Origin of the sequence: Mesorhizobium sp. 2RAF21 (genome assembly GCF_052115345.1) — a bacterium.
Lineage (GTDB): Bacteria > Pseudomonadota > Alphaproteobacteria > Rhizobiales > Rhizobiaceae > Mesorhizobium > Mesorhizobium terrae.
Map to the genome: position 1 here is coordinate 257,412 of NZ_JBFRGM010000011.1, position 26,601 is coordinate 284,012.

The 26,601-nt window shown below is 64.8% G+C and carries 26 protein-coding genes; 12 read left to right on the forward strand and 14 right to left on the reverse strand.

Going from position 1 to position 26,601, the window contains the following annotated elements:
• Window positions 1-70: 70 nt before the first annotated feature.
• A complete protein-coding gene (locus AB4136_RS19570; RefSeq protein ID WP_024923646.1) occupies window positions 71-2,392 on the forward strand; it encodes an OmpA family protein in 2,322 nt (773 codons plus the stop codon).
• Between the two features lie 269 nt (window positions 2,393-2,661).
• The gene (locus AB4136_RS19575; RefSeq protein WP_024923647.1) at window positions 2,662-3,186 is read left to right on the forward strand and encodes a TIGR00645 family protein; all 525 of its coding nucleotides are present in this window, start codon (window positions 2,662-2,664) and stop codon (window positions 3,184-3,186) included.
• Between the two features lie 27 nt (window positions 3,187-3,213).
• Here the strand turns inward: AB4136_RS19575 and AB4136_RS19580 are convergent, their stop codons facing one another.
• The gene (locus AB4136_RS19580; protein WP_024923648.1) at window positions 3,214-4,080 is read right to left on the reverse strand and encodes an SDR family oxidoreductase; all 867 of its coding nucleotides are present in this window, start codon (window positions 4,078-4,080) and stop codon (window positions 3,214-3,216) included.
• 166 nt (window positions 4,081-4,246) lie between these two features.
• On the opposite strand from AB4136_RS19580, the gene AB4136_RS19585 reads away from it, so the two are divergent.
• Both AB4136_RS19585 and AB4136_RS19590 read left to right on the forward strand, forming a co-directional pair.
• Window positions 4,247-4,510 carry a type II toxin-antitoxin system VapB family antitoxin gene (locus AB4136_RS19585; protein WP_024923649.1) on the forward strand — a complete coding sequence of 88 codons (264 nt, stop codon included), beginning with the start codon at window positions 4,247-4,249 and terminating at the stop codon, window positions 4,508-4,510.
• Window positions 4,507-4,896, forward strand: coding sequence for a type II toxin-antitoxin system VapC family toxin (locus tag AB4136_RS19590; RefSeq protein ID WP_024923650.1), 390 nt, complete (start codon window positions 4,507-4,509; stop codon window positions 4,894-4,896). Before AB4136_RS19585 ends, AB4136_RS19590 begins: the two co-directional genes overlap by 4 nt.
• Before the next feature lie 54 nt (window positions 4,897-4,950).
• Here the strand turns inward: AB4136_RS19590 and AB4136_RS19595 are convergent, their stop codons facing one another.
• Both AB4136_RS19595 and AB4136_RS19600 read right to left on the reverse strand, forming a co-directional pair.
• Window positions 4,951-5,550, reverse strand: a complete 600-nt coding sequence (locus tag AB4136_RS19595; protein ID WP_051504759.1) for a response regulator transcription factor — start codon at window positions 5,548-5,550, stop codon at window positions 4,951-4,953.
• Between the two features lie 153 nt (window positions 5,551-5,703).
• Window positions 5,704-6,573: a S1C family serine protease gene (locus tag AB4136_RS19600; protein ID WP_024923651.1), complete on the reverse strand. Its 870-nt coding sequence runs from the start codon at window positions 6,571-6,573 to the stop codon at window positions 5,704-5,706.
• A 167-nt stretch (window positions 6,574-6,740) separates the two neighbouring features.
• Between AB4136_RS19600 and AB4136_RS19605 the strand changes: the two genes are divergently transcribed.
• On the forward strand, window positions 6,741-7,694 hold the full coding sequence (locus tag AB4136_RS19605; RefSeq protein ID WP_024923652.1) for a S1C family serine protease: 954 nt from the start codon (window positions 6,741-6,743) through the stop codon (window positions 7,692-7,694).
• 1 nt (window position 7,695) lies between these two features.
• Here the strand turns inward: AB4136_RS19605 and AB4136_RS19610 are convergent, their stop codons facing one another.
• Window positions 7,696-8,607: an arginase family protein gene (locus tag AB4136_RS19610; protein WP_137900856.1), complete on the reverse strand. Its 912-nt coding sequence runs from the start codon at window positions 8,605-8,607 to the stop codon at window positions 7,696-7,698.
• A 113-nt stretch (window positions 8,608-8,720) separates the two neighbouring features.
• Window positions 8,721-9,146, reverse strand: a complete 426-nt coding sequence (locus AB4136_RS19615) for a VOC family protein (protein WP_024923654.1) — start codon at window positions 9,144-9,146, stop codon at window positions 8,721-8,723.
• Window positions 9,147-9,214: 68 nt separating this feature from the next.
• On the opposite strand from AB4136_RS19615, the gene AB4136_RS19620 reads away from it, so the two are divergent.
• On the forward strand, window positions 9,215-9,820 hold the full coding sequence (locus tag AB4136_RS19620; protein ID WP_137900857.1) for a TetR/AcrR family transcriptional regulator: 606 nt from the start codon (window positions 9,215-9,217) through the stop codon (window positions 9,818-9,820).
• On the opposite strand, the gene AB4136_RS19625 is transcribed toward AB4136_RS19620, so the two are convergent.
• Window positions 9,760-10,767 carry a LysR family transcriptional regulator gene (locus AB4136_RS19625; protein ID WP_137900858.1) on the reverse strand — a complete coding sequence of 336 codons (1,008 nt, stop codon included), beginning with the start codon at window positions 10,765-10,767 and terminating at the stop codon, window positions 9,760-9,762. The genes AB4136_RS19620 and AB4136_RS19625 overlap by 61 nt on opposite strands.
• Window positions 10,768-10,887: 120 nt before the next feature.
• Here AB4136_RS19625 and AB4136_RS19630 point away from each other — a divergent pair, with 120 nt between their 5' ends.
• Window positions 10,888-11,535: an FMN-dependent NADH-azoreductase gene (locus tag AB4136_RS19630; RefSeq protein WP_024923657.1), complete on the forward strand. Its 648-nt coding sequence runs from the start codon at window positions 10,888-10,890 to the stop codon at window positions 11,533-11,535.
• 218 nt (window positions 11,536-11,753) lie between these two features.
• Here AB4136_RS19630 and AB4136_RS19635 read toward each other — a convergent pair whose 3' ends face one another.
• The 4 genes from AB4136_RS19635 to AB4136_RS19650 form a co-directional block, all read right to left on the reverse strand.
• Window positions 11,754-12,050: an HlyU family transcriptional regulator gene (locus AB4136_RS19635; RefSeq protein ID WP_024923658.1), complete on the reverse strand. Its 297-nt coding sequence runs from the start codon at window positions 12,048-12,050 to the stop codon at window positions 11,754-11,756.
• A 149-nt stretch (window positions 12,051-12,199) separates the two neighbouring features.
• Window positions 12,200-12,853 carry a PadR family transcriptional regulator gene (locus tag AB4136_RS19640; RefSeq protein WP_024923659.1) on the reverse strand — a complete coding sequence of 218 codons (654 nt, stop codon included), beginning with the start codon at window positions 12,851-12,853 and terminating at the stop codon, window positions 12,200-12,202.
• 182 nt (window positions 12,854-13,035) lie between these two features.
• Window positions 13,036-13,647 carry a LysE family translocator gene (locus tag AB4136_RS19645; RefSeq protein ID WP_024923660.1) on the reverse strand — a complete coding sequence of 204 codons (612 nt, stop codon included), beginning with the start codon at window positions 13,645-13,647 and terminating at the stop codon, window positions 13,036-13,038.
• 19 nt (window positions 13,648-13,666) lie between these two features.
• Entirely contained in the window at window positions 13,667-14,551 is an 885-nt protein-coding gene (locus AB4136_RS19650; protein WP_024923661.1) for a helix-turn-helix transcriptional regulator, read from the reverse strand.
• Window positions 14,552-14,703: 152 nt separating this feature from the next.
• Between AB4136_RS19650 and AB4136_RS19655 the strand changes: the two genes are divergently transcribed.
• From AB4136_RS19655 to AB4136_RS19665, 3 genes are all read left to right on the forward strand, one after another.
• Window positions 14,704-15,537: an N-acyl homoserine lactonase family protein gene (locus AB4136_RS19655; RefSeq protein ID WP_024923662.1), complete on the forward strand. Its 834-nt coding sequence runs from the start codon at window positions 14,704-14,706 to the stop codon at window positions 15,535-15,537.
• Between the two features lie 227 nt (window positions 15,538-15,764).
• Window positions 15,765-16,514, forward strand: coding sequence for a DUF930 domain-containing protein (locus AB4136_RS19660; protein WP_051504760.1), 750 nt, complete (start codon window positions 15,765-15,767; stop codon window positions 16,512-16,514).
• A 169-nt stretch (window positions 16,515-16,683) separates the two neighbouring features.
• On the forward strand, window positions 16,684-18,858 hold the full coding sequence (locus AB4136_RS19665; protein WP_024923664.1) for an inverse autotransporter beta-barrel domain-containing protein: 2,175 nt from the start codon (window positions 16,684-16,686) through the stop codon (window positions 18,856-18,858).
• A 147-nt stretch (window positions 18,859-19,005) separates the two neighbouring features.
• Here AB4136_RS19665 and AB4136_RS19670 read toward each other — a convergent pair whose 3' ends face one another.
• The 4 genes from AB4136_RS19670 to AB4136_RS19685 all read right to left on the reverse strand — a co-directional run bounded on the left by AB4136_RS19670 (window position 19,006) and on the right by AB4136_RS19685 (window position 24,187).
• The gene (locus AB4136_RS19670) at window positions 19,006-19,266 is read right to left on the reverse strand and encodes a putative hemolysin (RefSeq protein WP_024923665.1); all 261 of its coding nucleotides are present in this window, start codon (window positions 19,264-19,266) and stop codon (window positions 19,006-19,008) included.
• An 80-nt stretch (window positions 19,267-19,346) separates the two neighbouring features.
• Window positions 19,347-21,371 (reverse strand): RNA polymerase sigma factor RpoD, encoded by a 2,025-nt coding sequence (gene rpoD, locus AB4136_RS19675; RefSeq protein ID WP_024923666.1) that lies wholly within the window; start codon window positions 21,369-21,371, stop codon window positions 19,347-19,349.
• 307 nt (window positions 21,372-21,678) lie between these two features.
• Complete coding sequence (dnaG, locus tag AB4136_RS19680) at window positions 21,679-23,622, reverse strand: DNA primase (RefSeq protein ID WP_024923667.1); 1,944 nt, start codon at window positions 23,620-23,622, stop codon at window positions 21,679-21,681.
• Window positions 23,623-23,776: 154 nt separating this feature from the next.
• Window positions 23,777-24,187 carry an RcnB family protein gene (locus AB4136_RS19685; protein ID WP_024923668.1) on the reverse strand — a complete coding sequence of 137 codons (411 nt, stop codon included), beginning with the start codon at window positions 24,185-24,187 and terminating at the stop codon, window positions 23,777-23,779.
• 393 nt (window positions 24,188-24,580) lie between these two features.
• On the opposite strand from AB4136_RS19685, the gene AB4136_RS19690 reads away from it, so the two are divergent.
• Both AB4136_RS19690 and AB4136_RS19695 read left to right on the forward strand, forming a co-directional pair.
• Window positions 24,581-26,245: a Na/Pi cotransporter family protein gene (locus AB4136_RS19690; RefSeq protein ID WP_024923669.1), complete on the forward strand. Its 1,665-nt coding sequence runs from the start codon at window positions 24,581-24,583 to the stop codon at window positions 26,243-26,245.
• Window positions 26,246-26,308: 63 nt separating this feature from the next.
• Complete coding sequence (locus AB4136_RS19695) at window positions 26,309-26,536, forward strand: DUF2061 domain-containing protein (RefSeq protein WP_024923670.1); 228 nt, start codon at window positions 26,309-26,311, stop codon at window positions 26,534-26,536.
• Window positions 26,537-26,601 lie beyond the last annotated feature (65 nt).

The window sequence follows — 26,601 nt, forward strand, 5'->3', positions numbered from 1 at the left end:
CCCACGCCGGCCCCGATTGCCACGTTTATGGGCCTCGGCAGCGCCACATACCCCGTCAAGGAGATCAGATATGAAGCGCCAACCACGCATCCTCGCCGGTACGGCCCTTGGCCTGCTGATGGCTTCATCGCCGCTTGCCGCCTTGCCATTGCAGAATGACACCGCTCTCCGTTCGGTGACCGCCCTGCCGCTGATCCTTGCCCAGGCCGAAGGCGGCGGCGAGGCGACCGACGGCGGCCCGGCGCCGGCCGAACAGGCCGCCCCGGAGCCGCAGCCGGCGCCCGAACCTGTTGCGGTGCCCGAGCCCGTCGCCTTGCCCGAACCGGTGGCACAGGCTGCGCCGGCACCGCAGATAGAAGCCCAGACCGAAGCGCCGGCGCCAGCGGAAGAGCCGGCGGAACAGAAACCGCACAAGAAGAAGCCGGTCGAGGAACAGGCTGAGCCCGTCCCTCGGAAGCAGCCGCAAGCCGAAGCTCCGGCCGCCGAACCGGAGCAAAAGCCGCGCAAGAAACAGCCAGTCGAGGAACAAGCCGAGCCAGCGCCTCGGAAGCAACCCCAGGCCGAGGCCCCGGCCGTGGAGCCTGAGCAGAAACCGCACAAGAAAAAACCGGTCGAGGAACAGGCTGAGCCCGCCCCTCAGAAGCAGCCGCAAGCCGAAGCTCCGGCCGCCGAACCGGAGCAGAAGCCGCGCGCCAAGAAGGAAAAGCCGGCCGAGGAACAGCAGGAACCGGTCAAGAAGCCGGCAGCCGAAGAGAAACCCGCGCCCGAAGTGAAGCCGGCGCCGGCGGAAAAACCCGCCGAGCAGCCCAAAGCCAAGCCCGCGCCAGCCGAGGAGCCTGCCGCCAAACCCGCCGAAAAGCCTGCCGAAGGCGAGCAGAAACCGGCGGCCGAAAAACCGAAACCGGCGCCCGAGGGTGAAAAGCCCGCCGCCGAAAAACCGGCGGCGGAAAAGCCTGCCAAGCAGCCGGAGGCATCGCCCGCACCGGCCGAAAAGCCTGCGGAAGGCGCCAAGCCGAAACCCGAGACCAGCGAAGAGCCGGCCAAGGAAGGGCATAAGCCTGTTCCCGCCGAGGGCGAAAAGAAGCCAGGCGAGCAGCCCGAGGCCAAGCCGCAGCCTGGCGAGAAACCAGCAGAAGGTGAGCAGAAACCGGCAGCGGAGCAACCCAAGCCCGCGGCGGAACAGCCCAAGCCCGCGGAAAAGCCGGTCGAGGGCCAGGCGCCGGCCAATCCCAATGCCGCGCCGATCTTCGACAGCCAGAAGCAGCCGGAGCGCCCGGCCGAGGGCCAGAAGGGCGAACCGGCCAAGCCGCAGCCCGGCCAGGCGACAACCCAGCAGCCGGCGCAGCAACCTGTTCAGCCGGCCCAGCAACCCGCGCAGAAACCGGCGGAAAAGCCAGCGCCGCCGCCGGTCGACGACAAGGCCGCCCAGGCGACGATCCAGCCGGAGAAGATCGCGCCCGTCACCCAGGAGAAGGGCACGCGGCTGGAACGCGCGCCCGACTTCGACGTGCGCAAGATGCAGCGCCCGGAAGGAGCCGACATCGTCAAGAATTTCGGCGACCGCACCATCATCCAGTTCAACAACCAGATCATCGTCGAGAGCAACGACCGCCCGCGCCTCACCCGCGACGCGCAGGATGTCTATTACGAAGACCTGCCCGGCGGCCGCACCCGCGAAACCGTGGTGCGCGACAACGGCAACCAGATCATCACCGTTCGCAACCGCTACGGCGATATCGTGCGGCGTTCGCGCATCACCCCGGACGGTCGCGAATATGTGCTGAGCTATGTCGACGAACGCTATTATGAGGAAATGCACGACTGGCGTGACCCAGGCGACGACCTGCCACCGATCTATGTCGATATCCCGCGCGACGAATACATCCTGGAATCCGAGCGCGTACGCAGCCCCGACGACTATTATGTCTTCCTCGAGCGGCCGCCGGTGGAGAAGGTCCGGCGCCTCTATTCGATCGACGAGGTCAAGCGCTCGGCCCGCGTGCGCGACATCGCCCGACGCATCGATCTCGACACGCTGAACTTCGATTTCGGCTCGTCGACCATTGCCGAGAGCGAAGTCGAGAAACTGCAAGGCGTGGCGGACGCCATGCAGAAGCTGCTCGCCAAGAACCCGGCCGAAACCTTCCTGATCGAAGGCCATACCGACGCGGTCGGCTCCGATCTCGCCAATCTGGCGCTGTCGGACCGGCGCGCCGAGGCCGTGGCCAACGCGCTCACCAATGTCTTCGACATCCCGCCGGAGAACCTGACCACGCAGGGTTATGGCGAGCGCTATCTCAAGATCAACACGCAGAAGCCGGAACGCGAGAACCGTCGTGTCGCCATCCGCCGCATCACGCCGTTGGTGGCCCCGGTTGCTAACGCTAAATAGGCGGTGAAGGCGCTAGGGCATTGATTCGCCACAATGGGAGCCCCAAATGTTAATGGGGTTCCCTGCCCTGTCCCGTCTCCAGCGGGACATCAAGAGGCCCGGCCGGCTTACTCCACCGACCGGGCCTTCTTTTGGAAAGGCATGGCCGGCATCTTGCCAAGATCGTGCCTCTCGCCCAAAAACGACAGCGGTTAGCGCCTGTTGAACTGCCGCCTTGCAGGCCGACATCGTTCCGCCCTCAACACGCCCAGAAGCACGGACGCCTTTTTATGAAACGCCTCGAACTTGCCGTCGAATCCATCATCCTGGCCTCGCGCTGGCTGCTGGTGGTTTTCTACCTCGGGCTCGGCCTGGCGCTCGCCATCTACGCGATGTCCTTCGCCAAGAAACTCTACGAATTCATCTCCAAGGTCATGATCCTGGACGACACCGACACGATCCTGAAGATCCTCGGCCTGATCGACGCAGCCCTTGTCGCCTCGCTGGTGGTAATGGTCATCATCTCCGGCTACGAAAACTTCGTCAGCCGCTTCGACGAGCATGAAGGCAAGGTGCACTGGCTGGGTACCATCGACGTCGGCTCGCTGAAGGTGAAGGTCGCCTCGACGATCGTGGCCATTTCCTCGATCCACCTCCTGCAGGTGTTCCTCAACTCCTCGTCCTATTCGACCGAGCAGTTGATGTGGCTGACCCTGATCCACCTCACCTTCGTCCTGTCGGCGCTGATGCTGGCCTATATCGACCGGCTGATGGGCCACGGAAAGGGCGGGAAGAAAGTGTCGGAAGATATCTGACCGGCGCAGCCCGGTTCGCAACCGGGCTCAGAACAGCCCGGTCAGCTTGGTGTCGCTGCGCGCGAAAACCTCGTCCGGCACGAAGAAGTCGCCGGCCAGCGCGCCCTTGGCGCCCGGCGCGTAGTGCGAGAAATCGGTGATGCCCTCGGCGCGCAGTACCTCTTCATCGATATAGAAATTGCCCGTCGCCTCGCCAGACGGCCGGGTCAGGATGGCGTGCGCCGCATCGGCCATGATCTCCGGCGACCGGCTCATCGCGGCGACCGTGTTGCCGCCCAGAAGATTGCGCACCGCAGCCGTATCGATCGTCGTCAGCGGCCACAGGGAATTGACCGCAATGCCGGCGGAAGCGAACTCCGCGCTCATGCCCAGCGTGCACATCGACATGCCGAATTTCGCCATCGTGTAGGCGACATGGCCCTTGAACCACTTGGCTTTCATGTCGAGCGGCGGCGCCAGATTCAAAATGTGAGGATTTTGCGCCAACTTCAGGTGCGGAACGCACATTTTGGAGACCAGGAACGTGCCGCGCGTGTTGATCTGGTGCATCAGATCGTAGCGCTTCATGTCGGTTTCCAGCGTGCCGGTCAGCTGGATGGCGCTGGCATTGTTGATGCAGATGTCGATGCCGCCGAAGCGCTCGACTGTCTTCGCCACTGCCTCCGCCACCTGCGCTTCCTCGCGGATGTCGCACAGCACCGGCAGCGCCTCGCCGCCGGCCTGCTCGATCTCCTGCGCCGCCGTGTGGATCGTGCCCGGCAGCTTCGGATGCGGGGTGTCGGTCTTGGCGGCGATGGTGACGTTGGCGCCATCGCGTGCGGCGCGCAGCGCGATCGCCAGGCCGATGCCTCGCGAGCCGCCCGAAATGAACAGCGTTTTTCCCTTGAGCGACATGATGCGGCCTCCCTGCAGCGATGGCCGATCCTTGCCCGGCTGCCACCATCGCGCAAGGGCGAACCGGCCAACGCCGTGGTGACGCTGCGGAGGCCCACCTTTCCTGGGCGCGATTGCAGCGTCGCGATGGCGAGTATATATTCTATATAAAAAGGTAGAACATATAATGGCGTTGTCGATCAAGAATGCACAGGTCGAGAAACTGGCGCGCGAACTGGCGCGGCGTCGACGCGTGTCGGTGACCGAAGCGATCCGGCAAAGCCTTGAGCGCGAGGTGGCGCGCGAAAGGCTGGTGCCACGCGAAGCGCCGAATGACATGTACAACAAGCTGATGGCGATCGTTGAGCGTTCCGCCCTAATCCCAACGGACACCGATCTGACCGAGGACGAGATCCTCGGCTATGACGAATTCGGGATCCCCTCGAAGTGATCGTCGACACTTCGGTGCTGATCGCAATTCTGCTGGCTGAAGAAGGCTTCGAGAATTATCTGCGCGTTCTGCAGCAGGCGCCGTTGAAGCGCATCGCTGCTCCGACCTTGCTGGAAGCCACGATGGTCATCCTCGGCAGGAAAGGCGAACAAGGGCCCGAACTTCTCGATGATCTGCTGCGGACGGCACAAATCGAAACCACAACCTTCACTCCAGACCATGCCGCCGTCGCCCGTCAGGCCTTCCTGCGTTACGGCAAGGGGCGCCACGCCGCTGGCCTGAATTTCGGCGATTGCATTTCCTACGCCACGGCCAAGCTGGAAGCGATGCCGCTGCTGTTCAAGGGCGACGACTTCCGCCAGACCGACATCGAGGCAGCAGCCTGACAGGACATGCAAAAGATCTCGACGGGGCCGGCCGCGCTGCAATCCCAACGCGCCCTAGACCAGCACCAGCCCTTGCCGCATGGCGATGGCAATCGCGTCAGTGCGGTTGGCTGCGCCAAGCTTGGTCAGGATCGCCGCGACGTGGAACTTGGCGGTGTGCACGGAAATGTCGAGCCGGCGGGCGATCACCTTGTTGGGCGCGCCTTCGGCGAGCAGTGCCAGCACCTCGGCTTCGCGCGGCGACAGCGCCGGCCGCACCGCCCCATCATGGTCCGCCGAGCCGTTTGCATGGTCGTCCGGCTCCGCCGCGAAGCCGGTCGGTTCGAAAGCATCCTCGTCGCGCACCGCATGGTATCCGGCCGTCGCCAGGCGGGCGGCAGCGGCGATCAGCCCGTCCTCGGCATTGGGCGGCAAAACAGCGAAGACGCGACCGGCGCCACCATTGACCGCCGGAACCGGACGGGCCGACAACAGCACCAGCGGCACGTCCAAAGGAAAGGCTGCGTTGTCGACAATTGCCACATCGATGCCGGCCGCGCTGCCCACAGTTACGGGCGTGAAGTCCTCGCCGGCAGCCAGCGACGCCGACAGCCGCTCGGCCCGCCCGGCATCGCCGAGCGCGATCAGCACTGTCAGTCGTCTGCTCTCTGCCATCGGTACTCCCTAGGATTGCCTGGAACTTGAACAGGCCGTGGCGAAAATGGCGAGAAGCGAGCACCGAAGCGGAGCGTACTTAAAGTACGTGAGCATCGGAGCGCAGATCCTCGCAATTTGCAGCCCGGCCTGATCAAGTTCCAGGCGATCCTCTCAGTTCAGCGGCTTTTCGCCGATCGTCACGACAACCTCGCTACGGCTGCCGCCACGCAGGATGTCGAGTTTCACCTGGGTGCCTGCGCTGTCCGGCCCCAGCCTGCGCATCAGCCCGCGCGGTCCTTCGACGGGCTCGCCGTTCCAGGCCACGATGATGTCGCCGACATGCAGGCCGGCGGCCTTCGCCGGACCGCTGTCGTCAAGGCTCATCACCATGGCGCCGACCGCGTCGCCGTCGCGCGCCGGATGCAGCGCCGCGCCCAGATAACCGCGCACGACATGGCCTTTTTCCTTCAGCACCGCCACAGTGCGCTCGATGGTCTCGAACGGGATGACCAGCGCGCGCCGGCGCGGACCGAACAAAAGCATACCGATCAGGTCGCCTTTAGCATCCAGCACCGGGCCGCCTTCGAAGCGCCCGCCGGTGCCGACGGCCAGGTTGATACGCCGGTCGATGGTGCCGCTGCGCATCGAGCGCCAGGCAGGCCCGACCTCGGCGACCGTTCCAAGCACGCTGAGTGCCGCACCTTCGCCGTTGCCGATGGCGATGGCGACATGGCCGGGCCGCACGGCCCCTGCTTTCGCCAGCGCCGGCAGGCCGGACCGGTCCGATTTCAAAAGGGCGATGCCGGTCGAAGGGTCGCGCCCGGCGAGCGTCGCCTTCACGGTCTCGCCCGAGCCGAGCGTCAGTTCGATGTCCTCGTCCGCGTCGAGGATTTCCTCGGCGGCGACGAAAAAGCCGTCGCCCCAATGGAAGGCTGTGGCGGTGCGCCCGTGATGGACGCGCAGGCTGGCGGCGGCGGGTGCCGCCTTTGCCGCGATGTCGGCGACGGCATCCGAAAAGGCGCCGAGATTGAAGTCGCTCATTGTGACCTCCAGAGTTCTTGTCTGCTCCAGATATCGCTGTCCTTGGCGGGCAATGATACTCGCCTGACGGCTAGTCCGGCTTGCTTCTGGCCATCTGGTCAGGTCGCGGCAAAGCGGCGCGCTCCGCACATATAGGCATCGATCCGCAAAATCACACGGAGCCTGCCATGGCGCTGCCCGCTTTCGACCCCTCCCCCCGCGACGACGCCCTGCTCGATGCCTATTCTATGACGGTCGCCGATGCCGTCGACCGTATCGGCCCGGCCGTGTGCCGCATCGAACGCATCGGCGGCCGTGGCGGCCATGGCTCGGGTTTCGTCATTTCGCCGGACGGGCTGATCGTCACCAATTTCCACGTGGTCGGCGATGCCCGCGCCGTGCGTGTCGCCATGCCTGATGGCAGCGTCGACGAGGGCCGCGTGCTCGGCTCAGATCCCGACACCGACATCGCACTGGTGCGCGCCGGCGGCTCGTTTGCCAATGTCGCGCCGCTCGGCGATTCCAAACGGCTCAGGCGCGGCCAGATCGCCATCGCCATCGGCAATCCGCTCGGCTTCGAATGGACCGTCACCGCCGGCGTCGTCTCGGCGCTCGGCCGTTCGATGCGCGCCACCACCGGCCGGCTGATCGACGACGTCATCCAGACCGATGCGGCGCTCAATCCCGGCAATTCCGGCGGGCCGCTGGTCTCGTCCGCCGGCGAGGTGATCGGCGTCAACACCGCCATGATCCCGGGCGCACAGGGCATCGCCTTCGCCGTCGCCTCCAACACCGCCAATTTCGTCATCTCCGAGATCATCCGCTTCGGCCGGGTGCGCCGCGCCTTCATCGGCGTCTCCGCCGATACGACCAACCTGCCGCGCCGCGCCGCTTTGCTCTCGCAGGTTACCAGCAGCACGGCGGTGCGGCTGCGCACAGTCGACCCCTCCGGGCCGGCAGCAAAATCGGGCCTGAAGGAAGGCGACATCATCGCCGCCATCGACGGAAGGCCCGTCACCGGTGTCGACGATCTGGTCAGGATGCTCGATGCCGAGCGCATCGGCCGCGAGACGGTCTGCACGGTGTTACGCCGCAGCGGCGTCAGCCGCATCGCGGTCACACCGACTGCAAGACCTTCCTGAGCTAGGTGGCGGTCAACACCCGCCGCAAAAGAGCCACCAGCCACGCCGCCAGTTCGCCGGTCGGATCGAGGTCGGGATCGAAGATCGTCACATCCATGCCGATGCAGCCCGGCCTTGCCGCCAGCGTTCCCAGGATAGCGACGAGTTCGTCCGGTTCGATACCCGGGCTGCCCGGCGAATCCACCGCCGGCATGAAAGTCTGGTCCAGCGCGTCGACGTCGAAATGCAGCCAGAAACGGCCGCCGCCGCGCGCCAGCACCGGCTCGACCCGTGCGAGCACGCCTGCCGCGCCGAGTTCGCGTGCGGCAAACACGTCGACCAGCGTCATCTCGGTCGCCGCGATGTCGTGCCAGGCAAAATCGGCATCGCGGCTTTCCCGCTCGCCGATCTGGGCCACCTGATCGTCGCGCAGCAACGGCCCCTCTATGCCCGGCCATTCGGTGAGCAAGGCCTCGCCACGGCCGGTCGCCGCCGCCAGGTCCATCCCGGCGGCCGAGCCCAGCGGCAGATTGTCGTCATCATTGCCTGGATGGCGGAAGTCGCTGTGACCGTCGACATGCACCAGCGACAGCAGCCCTGACCGTCGCGCGCCGGCCAACCCGCCGAGCAGGACGGTGCAATCGCCGCCGACGATCAGCGGAAATTGCCCTCGCCCGACGGTCTCGGCGACGATATCGGCCAGTTGCAGGCTGAAGGTCCGGATCGCCGGGCCGTTGCGCAGCCTGGTGCCCGGCTGCGGCTCGGTGCTGTAGGCAGGTCGATCGAGGTCGACAATCCGCGCCGGCGCCAGCGCCTCGAGCAGCCCGGCGTCGGTCAATGCCTGCGGCGCCCGCCAGGTGCCCGGTTCATGACCGGGCCTCAGTGGCCTGAGGCCAAGATTGAACGGTGCCCGGATAAGGCAGAGATCGCGCATGGAAAGGGCCCGGTTGTTCGCCGGGCCCACCATAGGTCGTTCGTCGGGACGATGTCATCTTGGCCGGATCGGCAACCCGTAGACTGCCGACAACTGCTGTCAAACTGGTCCGCTCAGACGCCGACTGCCTCCGGCGCGAACTGCGGCAGAAACTCCTCGCTCGGCGGGATCGGCCTGATCACGTCGATCAGCACGCCATTGGGGTCGCGGGTGATGAAGTGGCGCTGACCGAACGCCTCGTCGCGCAGCGAGCGCAGGATCGGCAGGCCGGCCGCGACAAGGCGCTCATGCACGGCGTCGACATCCTTTACCTCGAAATTGATCAGCAGACCGGAGGCACGGCCGCGCCCTTCCGCCGGGATCGTCTCGTGGTCGCCCTGCACGATGCCGAGATTGACACGTTTGTCCTCGGACGATTGCAGATGCACGTACCAGTCGCTTTCGAACAGCGGCCTGAAGCGGAAATGCTCGACATAGAACGCCGTGGTGCCGGCCACGTCGCCGGTCATCAATACGGGATAATAGCTGGTGGTTTTCATGGCTTTTCTTCCTCTTGAAATAAACATACAGTCTGCATGTAGATCGAAATAACATACAGGCTGCATGTATGCAAGAGGCCAATCCGCGCCGTTCCAACCGCGACCGCACCGAGGCCACGCGCAGCGACCTGATCGCCGCCGCGCGCCGGCTTTTCACGGAAAAATCCTATGCCGAGACCGGCACGCCGGAGATCGTGGCGGCCGCCGGCCTCACGCGCGGCGCGCTCTACCACCACTTCGTCGACAAGCAGGCGCTGTTCCGCGCCGTGGTCGATGCCGAGGCGGCCGCGGTCGCCGCCGAGATCGAGCGGACCGCGCCCACCACGCTATCGGCGCGCGATGCGCTGCTTGCCGGCGGCGAAGCCTATATCGGCGCCATGGGCGTGCCCGGTCGCACCCGTCTGCTCCTGGTCGACGGCCCTGCCGTACTCGGCCGTGCCGAGATGGACGCCATCGACGCCCGTCATGGCAACCGCACCCTGCGCGAAGGTCTGGCGGCGACGATGCGCGCCGGCGACCTGCCGAGATTGCCCCTGGATGCGCTGACATCGCTGCTGGGCGCGGCCTTCGACCGCGCCGCCCTTGCCGTCGACGCCGGTGGTTCCCCCGACGACTACCGGGCGGTGCTTGCCGCCGTCATCGACGGGCTGATGCGCAGTCCGTCAGGCTCTTGAGCCGCCCTCAGCCGCTCCTCGCGTTCGCTCATATGCTGCAATGTCGAACAGACCTTCGGCAATTCCTCTTTGAACCGCTCGATCAGCCAGCTTCCCGCTGGTCCCGGCGGCGTGTCGGCCCGGTAGAAGGCGTGCAGCGGATAAGGCCGCTCCGGATAGGGTTCGAGGTCGAGGATCTTGAGCCGGCCAGCCGACACATCCTCAAGGATCATCCAGGTTGGCAGGCCGCCCCAGCCGAGACCGGACAGGATTAGGTCGCGCTTGGTCGACATGTCGGTCATGCGCCAGGTGCGGTAGGCGAAGACGCTGAACTCCTTGCCCTCGGTGATCTTGCTGACATCGGAAACGACGAGCTGGATATGCTCGCGCACTTCCGACAGCGGCACCCTGCCCTGGTAGGTGGCAAGCGGGTGGCCGGGTGCCGCGACCGGCGTCATCGAGGCATCGCCGACGCGCACCGACACCAATTCGTCGCCGAGCGTTTGCGGTTGGCCGCCGAAACTGAGATCGCTGAGCCGCTGCGCCAGCTGGTCCCTGATCACGCCGAGCGCTCCGACATTGAGTTTCAGCGACACCGACGGAAACTCCACCTCAAAGGCGGCGAGTGTCCTGACCAGCGCCGGTGAAGGCACCGTCACGTCGACGGCGATCGCCAGTTCGGCTTCCAGGCCGCGCTTCAGCCCGTCCGCGCGGGCGCGGATGTCCTGCAGCACGCCGATCATGCGCCGTGCATCGGCCAGCATCGCCTTGCCCTCGGCCGTCAGCGTCGGTTCACGCGTGCCTTCGCGCGTGAACAATTTGAGTTCCAGCTGTCCCTCCAGATTGGCGATCGTATAGCTGATCACTGATTGGGCGCGGTTGAGGTGGCGGGCAGCGCGGGAGAAGCTGCCGGTCTCAGCTACCGCCAGGAACACCTGCAACTGGTCAAGGGTCGGGTTCGCCTGCATGGCTTATCCATTTTCTGGATACATTCGATACATATTTTCCCAATTTTTTGGATGAGTGTCGAGGATTATCTCTGTCTCCGAAATCAGGCGGTTGTCCGCCATCACCAACGGAGAGCAAAAATGTCCAACATCCTTCTCGTCACTTCGAGCCCGCGCGGCGCTGCCTCGCATTCCACCCGCGTCGCCACCGAACTTGCCACCAAGCTGCAGGCCGCCCTGCCGGGCTCCACCGTCACCACCCGCGACCTCGTCGCCAACCCGCTGCCGCATATCGAGCCTGACTACGCCACCGGCATCTACACGCCGGCTGAAGCCCGCACGCCGCGCCAGACCGACCTGGTCAGCGTCTCCGATGTCGCCGTCGACGAACTGTTCGCCGCCGACCACATCGTGCTTGCCACCGGCTTCATCAACTTCTCGATTTCCTCGACGCTGAAGTCGTGGGTCGACCACATCTCGCGTTCGGGCAAGACCTTTTCCTACACCGCCAACGGTCCGAAGGGCCTGGTCACCGGCAAGAAGGTCTATGTCGTGCTGGCTTCCGGCGGCATCTATTCCGAAGGCCCGGCCGCGGTGATGGACTTCGCAGTGCCCTATCTGAAGAGCGTGCTCGCCTTCAACGGCATGACCGACGTCGAGGTCATCCGCGTCGAGGGCGTTGGCATGGGCGAGGATGCCGTGAAGGCTGCCCTTGCCAATGCCGGGAAACAGGTCGACGCCATCGCTGCCTCGGCTACCGAAATTGCTCTCTCGGCTGCCGCGGCCTGATCAAGGTCGACCAACGCAACAGCCGCCGTGGCGACACGGCGGCTGTTGTCGTTTTTGGAGATCTGAGTGAGGCTTGGGGTGCGTTGAGATTCAAGGCAGGCCGAGCCGAAAATGGCGGATTTCGAGAACCGGAGCGCAGCATACATTGAAGTACGTGAGCACCGGAAGCGCAGAAGGCCGCCATTTGCAGGCCGGCCTCGCTTGAATATCAGCGCACCCTAACCGAAAATGCGCTCGCCCTGCTCGTCGACCAGCTGAATGCCTTTCTTCAGCGAGATGTCGACGGCGTCGTCGAGCCCGGCGAAACGGTCGGCGCGAATGAAGCGGTGTTCCTTGACCACGCCGTCGATCTCCTTGGAGATGACGCCGCAGGTCTGGTACTGGCCGCCATCGGACTTGTAGGGCGTCGCGGCAATGACAAAGCCCTTGTGCTCGATCTCCTTCGCCACCTTGCCCTTGCCCGATGCCTCCGGCTCGCTGGCGCCGCCACCGAAAAGACGTTTCAGAAAGGACATGGGCGACCTCCACCGGTTTTGCTGGGCATGGCGGGCTGGAACTCGCCCTCGACTTGCCAACTCAACCGTTCAGTAGCCGCCCAGACGGCAACGGGCAAGCACGGCACTTTTCGCCGGCCTGCCCGTTTTCAACAATGCCGCTGGATCGTTTAGCGCTTCACCAGCGCCTCCAGTGCCTCGGCGGCATCCTTCAGGATACTGGCGGCCTCGGCCTGCTTGTCGGCCGGCGCCTCGATGACTTCAGCCAGGGCCGCGCGCAGGCGGCGACGCAGCAGGCGCAGTTCGGGATTGCGGCGGTCGTCGCGGCCATGCCGCTCGCGGTCGTCGTCCCAGCCGAACCATTCGCGGGCCTTGGCCATCTTGGCGCCGACCCGCTCGAGATGATCGAGCGCGCGCTCCACCATGTCGCGGTTTTCGCCGAGATGCGCCGCGCCGGCCTCGGTGATGGAAAACACCTTCTTGGCGCCGTCGGCGGACGAGACGGCATAGCTGGCCTCTTCCAGGAAAGTCAGCGTCGGGTAGATCACGCCCGGGCTCGGGCTGTAGATGCCGCTGGAACGCTCTTCCAGCGCCCGGATGATGTCGTAGCCGTGGCGCGGCGCGTCGGCGAGCAGCGAAAGCACGATCAACTTGAGATCGCCGTCGCCGAACATGCGGCCGGCGCGCAGCACGTCGCCCGGTCCGCCATGGCCGCGCCGGCCGTGGCCGAATGGACCATGGCCGCCACGCCCGCCGCCGAAACGACCGGCCATATGCCAGAATGCCTGCTCGGCACGTTCGCTGAATGAATGATGTCTGTGCATTGGAAATTCCTTAAGTTATGTCTTACGATATATCTTAAGTAGGAGCATGCACGATCAGAGTCAAGATATATCTTAAGATGCATCTTACACGTCGTGAAGTGGCACTTGATCCGGATATCCGGCGTCCCAATGCAAAAAGGGCGGCTCGCGCCGCCCTTTTCTCCAAGCTTCGATGGACGCCCTCAGCGCTCGGTCAGCGCCAGTTTCGCGCCCAGCGCCACGAAGGCGGCGGCGAAGCTGCGCCTCAGCCAGGTCATCACCCGCGGGCTGCCGACGATCCGGTCGCGCACCGAAGCCGCGCACAGGCCGTAGATGGCGAAGATGATGAAGGTGGCCGCCATGAACACACCCGACAGTTCCAGCATGCGCAACAGCACATTCGGTTCCGTCGGCGCGATGAACTGCGGCAGGAAGGCGACGAAGAAGATCGACAGTTTTGGGTTGAGCAGGTTGATCAGGATGCCGTCGACCAACACCTGGCGCGCGCTGCGCGCATCGGGCTTGGCCTCGATCTTCAGCGTGCCATGTTCGCGCAGGCTCTGCCAGGCCATGTAGAGCAGATAGGCGACGCCCGCATATTTGACGATCTCGAAAGCAACCGCGCTGGCATGCAGCAGCGCCGCCAGGCCGGTCAGCGCGGCGATCAGATGCGGCACGATGCCCAGCGTACAGGCAAAGGCGGCCAGCACGCTGGCGCGCCCGCCGCGCGACAGCCCGGCGGCAAGCGTATAGACGACGCCGGTGCCCGGCGACGCGACGATGATCAAGGTGGTGATCAGGAATTCCGGCGACACTGAAATCTCCTCACATCTGCTATTCGGTTGAACCTTGCTGGCGCACCGCGCTCGGCGAAGCGCCATAGCGGCCGCGGAACTGACGGCCGAAATGCGAGCGCGAGGCATAGCCCGCAGCGCCGATGGCGGCGGTGACGTTGCCCTCGCCTTTGGCCAGGATGTCGTGGGCAAGCTGCATGCGCGTGTCGGCCAGCACCGCCCTCAGCGACGTGCCATCCTCGACAAGCCGACGCCGCAGCGTCGAGGCACCTATGCCAAGCGCGCGGCCGATCGCTTCCGCCGTCCAGCGGCGTGCCGGTTCGGAGGCGATCAGCCAGGCGACATGCTCGGCCAGCGAGACCTCGAACAGCCATGCCGCCGCCGGCACCTCGCGCAGCAGAAGCAGCACTTCGGCCAGTCTGTGTTCGGCCAGGGCGCCAGCGTGGCCGGACGCGGCCAGGACCACCGCCGCATGGGGCAGTGCGTCGGCCAATTCCTCCGTCAGCGGCACGCGTAGGTCGAGCCCGGCGGCGGGCGCCCGCAGCGGCTGGCCGAGGCGGCGCACGGATTCGGGTATGCGCGCGATCTCGACGATCAGCGATTCATAGATGCCGGTCGTTTCCGACGGCACATTGACCACGTCGAAGGCGCGTCCGTGCGGAAACACGAATACATCGCCGGCCTCGAAGCGCTGCCCGGCATCGCCCAGCCAGATTTCCTTGGAACCGCTGAGCACGATGCCGATGATCGGCTTTTCATTGATGACGCGGGCCAGCCGCTCCGACGTGAAGCAGCAATAGCTGAACAATTGCCGGCCATGCGGGTGCATGCCGGGCTGCTTGCGTGGCCGCGCCGGATCGAGCGCAAGCGGCCGCAATGCCTTCAGCAGGCGCTCGGCAAGGTTTCGACGCGGCGTGTCGTTCATAGCGAGAGCCTAGTCGACCACGCGCCGCGGCACAACGCAATTGAGCGTTTCGGGCACAGAAACCGAGCGCCTTGGGCACGAGCAGCGCGACCAAGCCTGTAAAACCCCGCAGCGATGGCGTTGCCATCGTCACCAACGCAGGACCGAAGACAATGATTTTCAAAACCTTCATGCTCGCCGCCGCATTTTCAGGCACGGCAGCGATCGCCGATGCCGCCCCGCAAATCGAACTGTGGCGCCTGGACTGCGGCCGCATCGCGGTCAACGACCTCAGCATCTTCTCAGACACCTTCGCTTATGCCGGCCAGAAGAAGACACTGACCGACAGCTGCTATCTCATTCGCCACGACGGCGATTACATGCTGTGGGACACCGGCCTGCCGGCTGCCCTGCTCGGCAAGCCGATGGCGGCCGACCAAGCGCTGGCGCCGACGCTCGATCGCACCCTGCCGGACCAGCTGAGGCAAATCGGCGTCCAGCCGGAGGCCATCGCCCGGGTCGGCATCAGCCACTATCATTTCGATCATCTTGGCCAGGCCGCCGATTTCCCGAAGGCACGCCTGATGATCGGCAAGGCCGACTTCGAAGCGCTGAAGACCAACCCGCCGCCCTTCGGCGCCATGCCGGACCTTGCGGCGCCGTGGCTGAGCGGCGGCGCCCCGGTGGACGCGGTCGAAGGCGACAAGGATGTCTTCGGCGATGGCTCCATCGTCATGCTGTCCGCTCCCGGCCACACGCCCGGCAGCCACGCATTGCTGGTGCGGCTGGCCAAGAATGGGCCGGTGCTGCTCACCGGCGACGTCGCTCATTTCGAGAAGCAGTTCGAAACCGGTGGCGTGCCGCCCTTCAACACCGACCGCGCCGACAGCCTCGCCTCGATGGCGCGGCTGCAGTCGATGGCCAAAACCCTCGGCGCCACCCTCGTCGTCCAGCACGACGCGGACGACATCGCCAAACTGGCGGCCTTCCCGGCCAGCGCGAAATAGGCAAGGCGAAAAGCGAAACCCGGCCAATGAGTTGGCCGGGTTTCCAGAATCAAACGCGCAGCGTGTTGAATCAGTTTGTCAGCCGGGATGCCGGCTGCCGCGCTGCCACCCGGCGCGGATGGCCCGCCATACGGTGCACGACACCGCTTCCCATCATCGCCAAACTGCCGCACAGTTGTCCTTGGGTCCGGGCTGTCACTGTCCACGCGTTTTGACGAAACCCTTCCTTGCGCGCTCCGCCCATCGCCATCGAACCGGTAGCCCTTGCCGCGAGCGCTGGCCGCGGCTTCGGCCGTGCGCCGGCAATTGCGGTGCCACCGGATCGCGCCGACCTGCCGCTCGGTGTCGGCGCGTCCTTCCTCCTGCATCTCCTGTTGCTGACGGTACTCGCCTTGTTGCCGACGCCGCCTGCGCTCAAGCCATTGCCGATCGAAAGTATCAAAGTCGATTTCGTGCCGCCGCCGCCTGGACCCGCGCCAGCGAGCGAGCCTGTTCCGGCCGCAAAATCCGAGACGGCACCCAACGCGCCAGCGCAGCAACCGGCTATCCCCACCCCGCCGCCGGCGCCCGCCCCGCAACCGATGATCTGGGTCGAAAAATTCTATTCCGCCCGTGTGCTTGCCGATCCCCGCAGCCGCGGCGCGCGCCGCGCCTTGCCGCTTCTGGCGCCACAGGAACGCATCATCCAGCTCTGTGACATCGAGGCACTCGCGCAGGTGCGCCAGCAGCGGGCCGATTTCCAACCCGATCTCGTCGTCCCCTATGCCATGGCCGAGGTGAAACTTGCCGGCGGGGCGATGGAAGCCAAGGGCGGCGCGGTGCGCAGCAAGCGCCATTGGTACGAACTGAAATTCAATTGCACCGTCGCGCCGGATCTCAAGACCGTCGTCGCCTTCGAATTCCTGCTCGGCAAGGAGATCCCGCGCGACCAGTGGGCAAGCCACGACCTGACACTCGACGACGGGCCGGCCGATTGAACCAACGGGACGGATTGCCTCACGTACGTCGAGACCAGGCATCAAGCTCTTGAAACGCTGGACTAAATTCCATCCACAGCTGGCCGCGGGAATTTCCGGAATAAACTAGACTCTTTTAATCAAGTATCCTATCCGAACAATCGTTCAATCGGAATCCCAAACGTTCATCATGACATTTCCAAAGCTTTTCGCAGCGGCGCTGATCACCGGCACCGCCCTCTCCAGTCATGCCCTCGCGCAGGTGCAGCAGCCGATCCTCCAGTTCGACGGCAATCTCGCCTATGGCCGGGGCAGCGGCGGCATCGGTCTTTTCGTGCCCTTCCTGTTCGACGGCGGCGCCAACGGCGCTTTCTTCGATGCCAGCGGCTCCTTCGTCGAAGGCTCCGCCCGCCAGGGCTCGTTCGGTCTCGGCTTCCGCCATCGCGCGGCCAACGACTGGGTCTATGGCGCCTATGGTTATTTCGACACCTTCAACAGCGACCATGGCCACAGCTTCAACCAGCTCTCCTTTGGCGCCGAGGCGCTCGGCCCGCTCTATGAGGCGCGCGCCAATGTCTATCTGCCGCTGACCGACGAAAAGGCTATCGCAAGTCTCAGCCGCGCCTTCATCGCCGGCGACGAGCTGAAATTCCGCGCCGGCGGCGAAATCGCCCGCGGCGGCTTCGATGCCGAGGCCGGCCTGCGCCTGCCGGTGTTTCCGCAAGACATTGCGGCGCAGATAAAGGTGTTCGGCGGCACCTACTGGTATGACGGCAAGGGCGCCATCGACGATACGCTCGGCGTCAGGGCGCGCGCGGAATTGAGCTTTGCCGGCCTGCCCGGCGTTTCCGGTTCCACTCTGGCGCTCGGCGCCTCCGTCTCCTACGATAAGGAAGACCGCACGGAGTTTGCCCTCACCGCCCGCCTGCGCGTGCCGCTCGGCGGTTCGAGCCGCACCGGCCAGGCGGCCTTCGACCCGATGTTCCAGCAGGTCGAGCGCGCTGATTTCCTCCGCACCTATGCCGGCGCCACCGGAGCGGTCGAGACGGCCGAATTCGTCGCCAACGGCCGCACGATCGGCAAGGTGGTCGCCGTCTCCGCCGCCACCGGCGATGCCAGGGCCATCAATGCAGCGCTCGCCGCCGCCGGCGGCAATGCGCTGGTTCTGGCCAGCGGCGACATCGCGCTCGGCCAGACGATGCAGCTCGGCACCGGGCAATATATGCTCGGCGGTGGCGGCGTCATCGGCGTGCGCGGCACGACCAGCCGCTTCGAGGCCGCCTTCCGCAATGACGGCGCGGCAACGCGCCTGGCCGGCAGCAACCCGCTCGCCAATGTCGTCGCCATGGCCTCCGGCGCCACCATCGAGCATCTGGCGATCAGCGGCGGCCTTGCCGGCATCGCCAGCAACGGCGCCACCGGCATCACCGTTCGCGACGTCGAGATCAGCCGCACGGCCGGCGACGGCATCCGCCTCGACAATGTCAGCGGCGCGCTGATCGAAAAGACCAAAATCCGCGATCTCACCATCTGCAACAGCAACACCGATTGCGAATTCGCCGTCGGCGATCCCAACCGCGCGCCCTATGCCGCCATCAGCGCGCTCGGCACCAGCGGGCTCACCATACGCGACACCGTCATCGACAGCGTCACCTACGGCATCTTCGCCGGCAGCCGCATCGACGACAGCGGTTGGCCGCCCGTCATCACCCATGCCGCCACCGGCATCAAGCTCGACAACGTCGCCATCTCCAAGTCGCGGCGCGAGGGCGTGTTGCTGGTCGCCGCCAACGACGTCGCCATGAACAAGGTCACCGTCGACAATTCCGCGCAGGGGCTCGACATGGATCTGGTCGTTTTGCAGGGCACCTCCAACGTCGCCATCACCGATATGACGCTGAAGGGCGGCATCAACGGCCTGATGCTGGTCACCGCCTCGACCTTGCCGGAGGAGGCAAGGACCACCAATGTCCGCGTCAACGGGCTGACGGTCGACGACACCCGCAATGCCGGCATCTTCCTCAACCCGGTCTCCGACATCCATTTCAGGGATGTGACGATCACCAATGCCGGCACCTACGGCGCCTTCATCTATGGCAGCGACTGGGATTTCCTCGGCGGTCCGGTCAAGAACGTCACCTTCGACAAGCTGCGCGTCGAAAACGCCGCCAAGGCCGGCCTCTATTTCATGGGTCCGGCGGTCGATATCGGCGGCGACGTGACGGTCAAGGGCACGCCGCGCAACTGCCTGGTGTCGAGCTTCGGTTCCTACGTCAACGGCTCGCTCACCCAGCCACCCGGAACCGCGCTCACGCTCAACGGACGCGAACTCAACGGCGGCAACTTCAAGGCCAATTGCCTCTGACCCATCGGCCCTCGCACCATCCCTGCGGCGAGGGCCGCAAGGCACGATCCCGGCGCCGGCTAGAGCGCCGCGCCTCCATTCGGACACGCAAAGGACGCTCTAACATTTTAAATTCGCGCGTCGGGATCGCGCTTTTCTCCGTTGCGGTCAGCGTTTCGGCGGCACGCACTTCTTGTCGCGGAACAGTGCCCATTCCTCGCACACGCTGCCATTGGGCAGGTAGCAATAGCCGGTCTGGTTGCCGGCGGCGTCTTTCTTGATCTTCAAGCGCCCGCCAAGCTTGCCACAGTGGACGGAAGCCGGATTGGCCAGGGTGGTCGTCTTTGGCATTGTGCCCGCTGCAACCGGCCCCGTCATGCCGGGCACCAGAACAGCCAGACAGGCAAGCGTCCTCGCAATGTAGTTCATGTCCGCCTCTCTTTCCGATCGGCGGCCACTATAGCACCGGCGCAGAAAAAAGCCCGGGACGATGCCCGGGCTTGATCTTCTTAGCTGTCGAGGAAGCTTCTGAGCTTGCGCGACCGGCTCGGGTGCTTGAGCTTGCGCAGCGCCTTGGCCTCGATCTGGCGGATACGTTCGCGTGTCACCGAGAACTGCTGGCCGACTTCTTCCAGCGTGTGGTCGGTGTTCATGCCGATGCCGAAGCGCATCCGCAGCACGCGCTCCTCGCGTGGCGTCAGCGAAGCCAGCACGCGCGTCGTCGTCTCGCGCAGGTTCGCCTGGATCGCGGCGTCGATCGGCAGGATCGCGCCCTTGTCCTCGATGAAATCGCCGAGGTGCGAATCCTCCTCGTCGCCGACCGGCGTTTCGAGCGAGATCGGCTCCTTGGCGATCTTCAGCACCTTGCGCACCTTTTCCAGCGGCATGGCGAGCTTTTCGGCCAGTTCCTCCGGCGTTGGCTCGCGGCCGATCTCGTGCAGCATCTGGCGCGAGGTGCGCACGATCTTGTTGATCGTCTCGATCATGTGCACCGGAATACGGATCGTGCGGGCCTGGTCGGCGATCGAACGGGTGATCGCCTGCCTGATCCACCACGTGGCGTAGGTGGAGAACTTGTAGCCACGGCGGTATTCGAATTTGTCGACCGCCTTCATCAGGCCGATATTGCCTTCCTGGATCAGATCCAGGAACTGCAGGCCGCGATTGGTGTATTTCTTGGCGATGGAGATGACGAGGCGCAGATTGGCCTCGACCATTTCCTTCTTGGCGATCGCCGCTTCGCGCTCGCCCTTCTGCACCTGGTTGACGATCTTGCGGAATTCCAGGATCGAGATCGCCGTCTCGGTGGCGAGGTTCTGGATTTCGGCGCGCAGGTCGCCGATGGCGTCCTTCTCGTTCTTGGTGAATTCCTTCCAGCCGCGCGTCGTCAGATTGGCGATCGAACGGGTCCAGTTCGGGTCGAGTTCCGAACCCTGGTATTCGCGCAGGAACTCCTCGCGGCGCACGCCATAGCTTTCGGCCAGGCGCAACAGCTTGCCTTCATTCTGCACCAGGCGCTTGTTGATGTCGTAGAGCTGCTCGACCAGCGCCTCGATGCGGGCGGTGTTGAGCGACAGCGACTTCACCGCCGTGATCAGCTGGTCCTTCAGCTCCTTCAGCCGGCGGTCCTGGCTCGGCGAAAGCGTGCCGGCGGCGGCGAGACGGTTCTCGACCTGCTGGTCCTGCAGCTTGCGCAGCTTCTTGTAGGTGTCGGCGATGACGTCGAGCGTCTCCATCACCTGCGGACGCAGCTCGGCTTCCATCGCCGCCAGCGACAGGCTCGCCTCGTCCTCGTCTTCCTCGTCCTCTTCGAGGCCGCGGGTATCGCCGCCGACATTGGTGATGTCGTCTTCGTCGTCGCCGCGGCGGCGCCCTGCCTTGGGCTCGTCCTTCGGCTTGTTGTCTTCCTCGATGCGCTCCACCACCGGTGCCTGCTTGCCCTCGGGGCCGGCATAGGTGGCTTCGAGATCGATGATCTCGCGCAGCAGGATCTTGGCTTCGTTGAGTTCGTCGCGCCAGATGATGATGGCCTGGAAGGTCAGCGGGCTTTCGCAAAGGCCCGCGATCATCGTCTCGCGGCCGGCCTCGATGCGCTTGGCGATGGCGATTTCGCCCTCGCGCGACAATAGCTCCACCGAACCCATCTCGCGCAGATACATGCGCACCGGATCGTCGGTACGGTCGGTCGGCTCTTTCTTGGTCGGGGTGGCGGCAACGGCCGTGCCGGTCTGTTCGGCAAGCTCGTTGGCATCTTCCTCGGCATCGCCTTCGGCGGCCTCGGCTTCTTCGCCCTGCTCGTCGTCCTCGACCACGTTGATGCCCATGTCGGAAAGCATGGCCATCGTGTCTTCGATCTGCTCGGAGGTCACTTCCTCCGAAGGCAGCACCGAATTCAGTTCGTCCATGGTGACGTAGCCGCGCTTCTTGGCGGCCTTGATCATCTTCTTGACAGCATCATCGGAGAGGTCGAGCAGCGGGCCATCGGTCGTGCCCTCGCGTTCGGTTTCGACCTCTTCCTTTTCCTTAGTCGCCATTCTAAGTCTTCTCCAGGCGGCCTCTCTAGGGACCGCATCGCTGCTGAACCGGGCAAATCAGTTGCGTTCGCTTAACTCACGCGCCTGCCAAGCCAGTACCTGCATCTCACTTAAGTCCAGATTAACCCTGATATCTGTGGCGGGATCCCCTTCCCGTCCAGTGCATAGGTCGTTATTTCCCGCCAATGCCGGGCATGGGTTAACGTTTCGAATCGTTCTGATTCCGTCATTCTGCCAGAAGGTCAAGCGCCTCTCGCATGATTCGCCTTAAAAAAGCGAATCAAATAGCCCCTTCTGCGTCTTTGGTTCACGCTCGACCGGCCCTGCCGGAGGAAACGCCGAACCCTTCGATCAAAGCTTCCGTGGCCTGCACGTCGCGAAACTGCGCCTGGATTTCGACCAGGTGCCGGTAATTCTCTTCCGTTGGATCGCTGGCAAGTGCGGCCTCGGCCTGCTTCAGCTCCCTATGTAAGGTGCGTTGGCTGCGGTGCAAGTGCAGCACCTGGTTGAAAGCGTCGCGGGCATCCTCGATCGCGGCGTTCTCCAGCGCCGGCCACTGCCGCGTGCGACGAATCAGCGCCACCGCGCGCTCCCACACATCCGCGCAGCCTGTACGCTCGATCATGGCGATGATGGCCACGCGATCGTTGGCCTGTTCGTGAGCCAGCGCATCGAGCAGCGCGGCGTGCAGCCGGCGCAGATCGCTGTTGGCGAGGTCGAGGAATTCGACATGCTCGAAATTCTCGTCGATCAGCGCCGGATGGTTGACGAGCGCCACCACCACCGTTGCCTCGCGCACCGACATCAGCTCGCCAGTGCGCTTGACGATCGCCGAACGGCCGAGGCTTTCGGTGATCGGACTGCGCCCTTGAGCCTGGCCGCCGCGTGACCATTGGCCACCCTGCTTGTCGCCGCCCTGCCTGCCTCCACCTTTTCCGCGTTCGCCCTGGCGCTGTGGCCTGGCGCGCTGGCCGAAGAAGGTCAGGACGCGCTCGCGCATGTCTTGCTGGTAGTGATAGCGCACGCTTTCGTCGCGGATGCGGCTGGTGATCTCGCGCAGCGTCTTTTCCAGTTCCGCCCGCCGCTCGGGCGTCTCGAACACCCCGCCCGCTGTCTCGCGCATCCAGATCAGCTCGGCCAGCGGCCGCGCTTCGGCCAGCACCGCGCGGAAGGCGTCCGGACCGTCGGCCTTGACCAGATCGTCGGGGTCCTTGCCCTCGGGCAGCAGCGCAAAGCGCGCCGTGCGGCCAGCCTGGATCGAAGGCAGGATGAGATCGGCCGCCCGCCACGCCGCCTTCAGGCCGGCGGCGTCGCCGTCGAAGCACAGCATCGGTTCGCCCGACAGGCGCCACAGAAGTTCCATCTGATTTTCGGTCAGCGCGGTGCCCAGCGGCGCCACGGCGTTCTCGAAGCCGGCCTGCGCCAGCGCGATGACGTCCATATAGCCTTCGACGGCGATGACCGTGCCGCCGCGCGCCACCGCCTTGCGGGCACGGGCGAAATTGTAGAGCACATTGCCCTTGTGGAAGAGTTCGGTCTCGGGCGAGTTCAGATATTTGGCCGAGACATCGGCCGACATGGCGCGCCCGCCGAAAGCGATGATCTTGCCGCGCGAATCCGGGATCGGGAACATGATGCGGTCGCGGAACCGGTCATAGGAGACCGGGATATCGTCGCCGAACACCACCAGGCCGCAGGCTTCGATCTGCGCCTTGTCGACCCCTTTGGAGGCCAGGAATTCCTTCAGCGCGTTGCGGCTGTCGGGCGCATAGCCCAGCCGGAAGCTCTGCTGCGTCGCCGGCGTCAGCCCGCGGTCGCGCAAATAGGCGCGCGCCTTGGCCCCTTCCGAGCCTTGCAGCCGCTCCTGGAAAAAGGCAGTCGCCATTTCCATGACGTCGGTCAGGCTGGCGCGCTGCCTGTCGCGTCGCTCCGCCTGCTCGTCGCGCGCCGGCATCGGCACGCCGGCCATGTCGGCGACGCGTTCGACCGCCTCTGGAAAGCTCAGGCCGTCGAGTTCGGTCAGGAAACGGAAATGATCGCCCGAAACGCCGCAGCCGAAGCAATGGTAGCGGCCCTTCTTGTCCTCGCAGTGGAACGACGGCGATTTTTCACCATGAAACGGGCAGCACGCCCAAAAATCGCCGCGCGGCGCGTTGGTCTTCTTCCTGTCCCACGACACGCGCATGCCGATCAGCGAGGAGATCGGAACGCGGTCTCGTATCTCGTCGAGAAAGGTTGGCGGGAAGCGCATGGGCGGAAGCTCGTTTGTCTTTGATATAGTCGCTGGCGCTGCGCCAGACGACCCCCAATGCGCGGCATACCCGGTTTTCACAGGCCGTTCCCGTCTCGACGAGGAAAAGGCGCCCCCCCCGGGCCGCCTTTTTGCTCTCTAAGACGATGGCGCCTTAGCGCCCGGCGATGGCGCCTGCGATCAGGCCGGTGGCAATGCCGACCAGCAGATAGTCGCTGCCGACGCGGATCCACTGCTGGCCGGGGCCGGGGCGGCGCAGGCCGTAGCGGTGATATTCCTTGATGCCCTGGTAGCGGCGCCAGTCGCCGTAACGCTGACCGGCCTTCCAGCGCGGCTCGCGCACCACTTCCTTGCGGATGATCACGCGCTTTTCGACGGTGCGCCGGTCGTAGCGCCGGTCATAACGATCGTCATAACGGCGATCCTTGCGAATCGGCTCCTGCCACTGGACCTGGGTGACGTCGGAGCGTGGCGCGGCTGGCACCGCCACCGGCGCGGCGAAACCCTGCAATGTCGACACCGCCAGCATCGAAACCGCCATCGCGGAAAGAATAAGACGTTTCATGATTGTGTTTCCTCGTTTGTTCACACGAGAGAATTAGGGTTCGCAACATGAACTCAAACTGAATGTCGAAATTACAATTATGTAATGAAACCAAGGCATTGATCCAGGCGTCCGAAATCGGACGGAATCCCGCGGGATTTCACGGCAGGCGTGCACCCGCCCCGCTTTCATGTCCAAATCCGACACAAGCCGCCGTTTGTCGAAGCGCGCCGAAGTCAACAGGAAATTATTATCCGGCTAATGTAAAACCCGACAGTTGGGCCTATATGTAAGCCTTATGATCCGCGCCTTTTCACATCGAGCCGACACCGCTTCGGCCCCATCGATCAAATGGCCGCCTGCAAATGCCCGCGGGCCGTTCCGTGGCGCGCGCGCCATGCTGGGAAGCCACCGTTGAGCGGCTCGGTCGTGCTCCTGCATCTGGCCGGCGCGGTGGCGCTGATGCTGTTTGCCACCCGCATGGTCAAGACCGGCGTCGAGCGCGCCTATGGCGACGTGCTGCGGCTGAAACTGCGCGGCACCATGCAGAACCCGATCCTGGCGGTGCTTGCGGGAACCGCGCTCGCCATCGCCTTGCAGAGCTCCACCGCCGTCACGCTCCTGGTCGGCTCCTTCGCCGGCGCCGGCATCGTCTCGGGCATGGCCGGCCAACTCGCCGTGCGCGGCGCCGAGATCGGCTCGGCGCTGGTCGTCAAGCTGCTCACCTTCGATCTGTCGCTGATCGTGCCGATCTGCCTGATCACCGGCACCGTCATGTTCATGGCCACCGAGCGGCGCGACTGGCGCCAGGTCGGCCGCATCCTGATCGGCGTCGGCCTGCTGCTTCTGTCGCTGGGGATGATCGGCCAAGCCTCCGAACCGCTGCGCGAAAGCCAGCTGCTGCCGGTCATCATCGACTATTTCAAGGGCGACCCCGTCACCGCCTATCTTCTGGCGGCACTCGCCACCTGGCTGTTCCAGTCCTCGATCGCCGCCGTGCTGTTGATGACGACGCTGGCCGGACGCGGTTTCATCCCGCCGGAACTCGGCATCGTCCTGGTGCTGGGCGTCAATCTCGGCTCCTCCATCATCGCGCCGCTGCTCACCCGCAATGCCGAGCCAGGCGTGCGTGTCGTGCCGGTTGGCAATCTTTTGATGCGCGGCCTCGGTTCGCTGGTCATGCTGACGCTGTTCCTCGGCTTCAAGCCGCCGATCGCCTTCCTCGGCTCGACCGTGCCGGACCAGATCGTCAACGCGCATATCCTGTTCAACATCATTATCCTGCTGGCCGGCCTGCCGCTGGCCGGCCTCGTCTACCGCGCCTCGGAAAAGATCGTTGCACTGGGCGCCAAGCCGCAGCCGGCCGAAGCCTTCCAGGTGACGGAGCTTTCGGCGCTGAACGAGGCGGCGCTCAACGTGCCGTCCCAGGCGCTGGCCAACGCCACGCGCGAAGTGGTACGGGTGTGCGAGACCGTCGAGATCATGCTGAAGCGTGTCATCGACCTCTATGAACAGGCCGACGAGGACAAGATCCGGGCGCTCGCCGCGCTCGACGACCGCGTCGACCAGAAACACGCCGCCATCAAGCTCTACCTCGCCAAGGTCACCAAGAATTCGCTGACCGAGGACGAGGCGCTGCGCTGCCAGGAATTGATCGGCGCCTGCGTCAAGCTGGAGCAGGTCGGCGACATCATCGTGCGCAACATGTTGCCGCTGGTGCGCAAAAAGATGGAGCGCGGCCTGGAGTTCACGCCGGAAGGCTGGCGCGAATTGACTGCCTTCCACGCCTCGGTGCTTGCCAATGCGCGGCTTGCCTTCAACGTGCTGATCTCCAGCGACGCCGAGACCGCCCGTCAGATCGTCGAAGAGAAGGACCGGCTGCGCGACCGCGAGAAAGAAACCAGCCGCGCCCATTTCGAGCGCCTGCGCGACGGTTCGCCCAATTCCATCGAGACCAGCTCCATCCATCTCGACACCATCCGCGACCTGAAGCAGATCAACTCGCTGCTCGCCTCCATGACCTATCCGGTGCTGGAGAAGCGCGGCCTGCTCAGCGATTCCCGCCTCAAGGCGATGTAACGCAAGGTTGCGGCGCCGCCCTTCGTCACGCTAGCTTGGCTCGATCCTCGGGAGGAGACGGGATTGGACACGCATTCACGCAGTTTCGCCAAGGCCATCTCTTGGCGCGTTACCGGCACCATCGACACGATCGTGCTGTCCTTGATCATCACCCGCAGCATCAAGCTCGCCGCAACCATCGGGCTCACCGAAGTGGTGACGAAATCGATCCTTTATTACCTGCACGAGCGGGCCTGGCTACGCATTCCTTATGGCCGCAAACCTGGCACGGCGCCCGAAGCGGTGCCGTAAGGGCGATCGCCGCCATCAAGAAAATCTAAAGTCCGATCCATAATTTATCGATTGCCCGGCGGCAC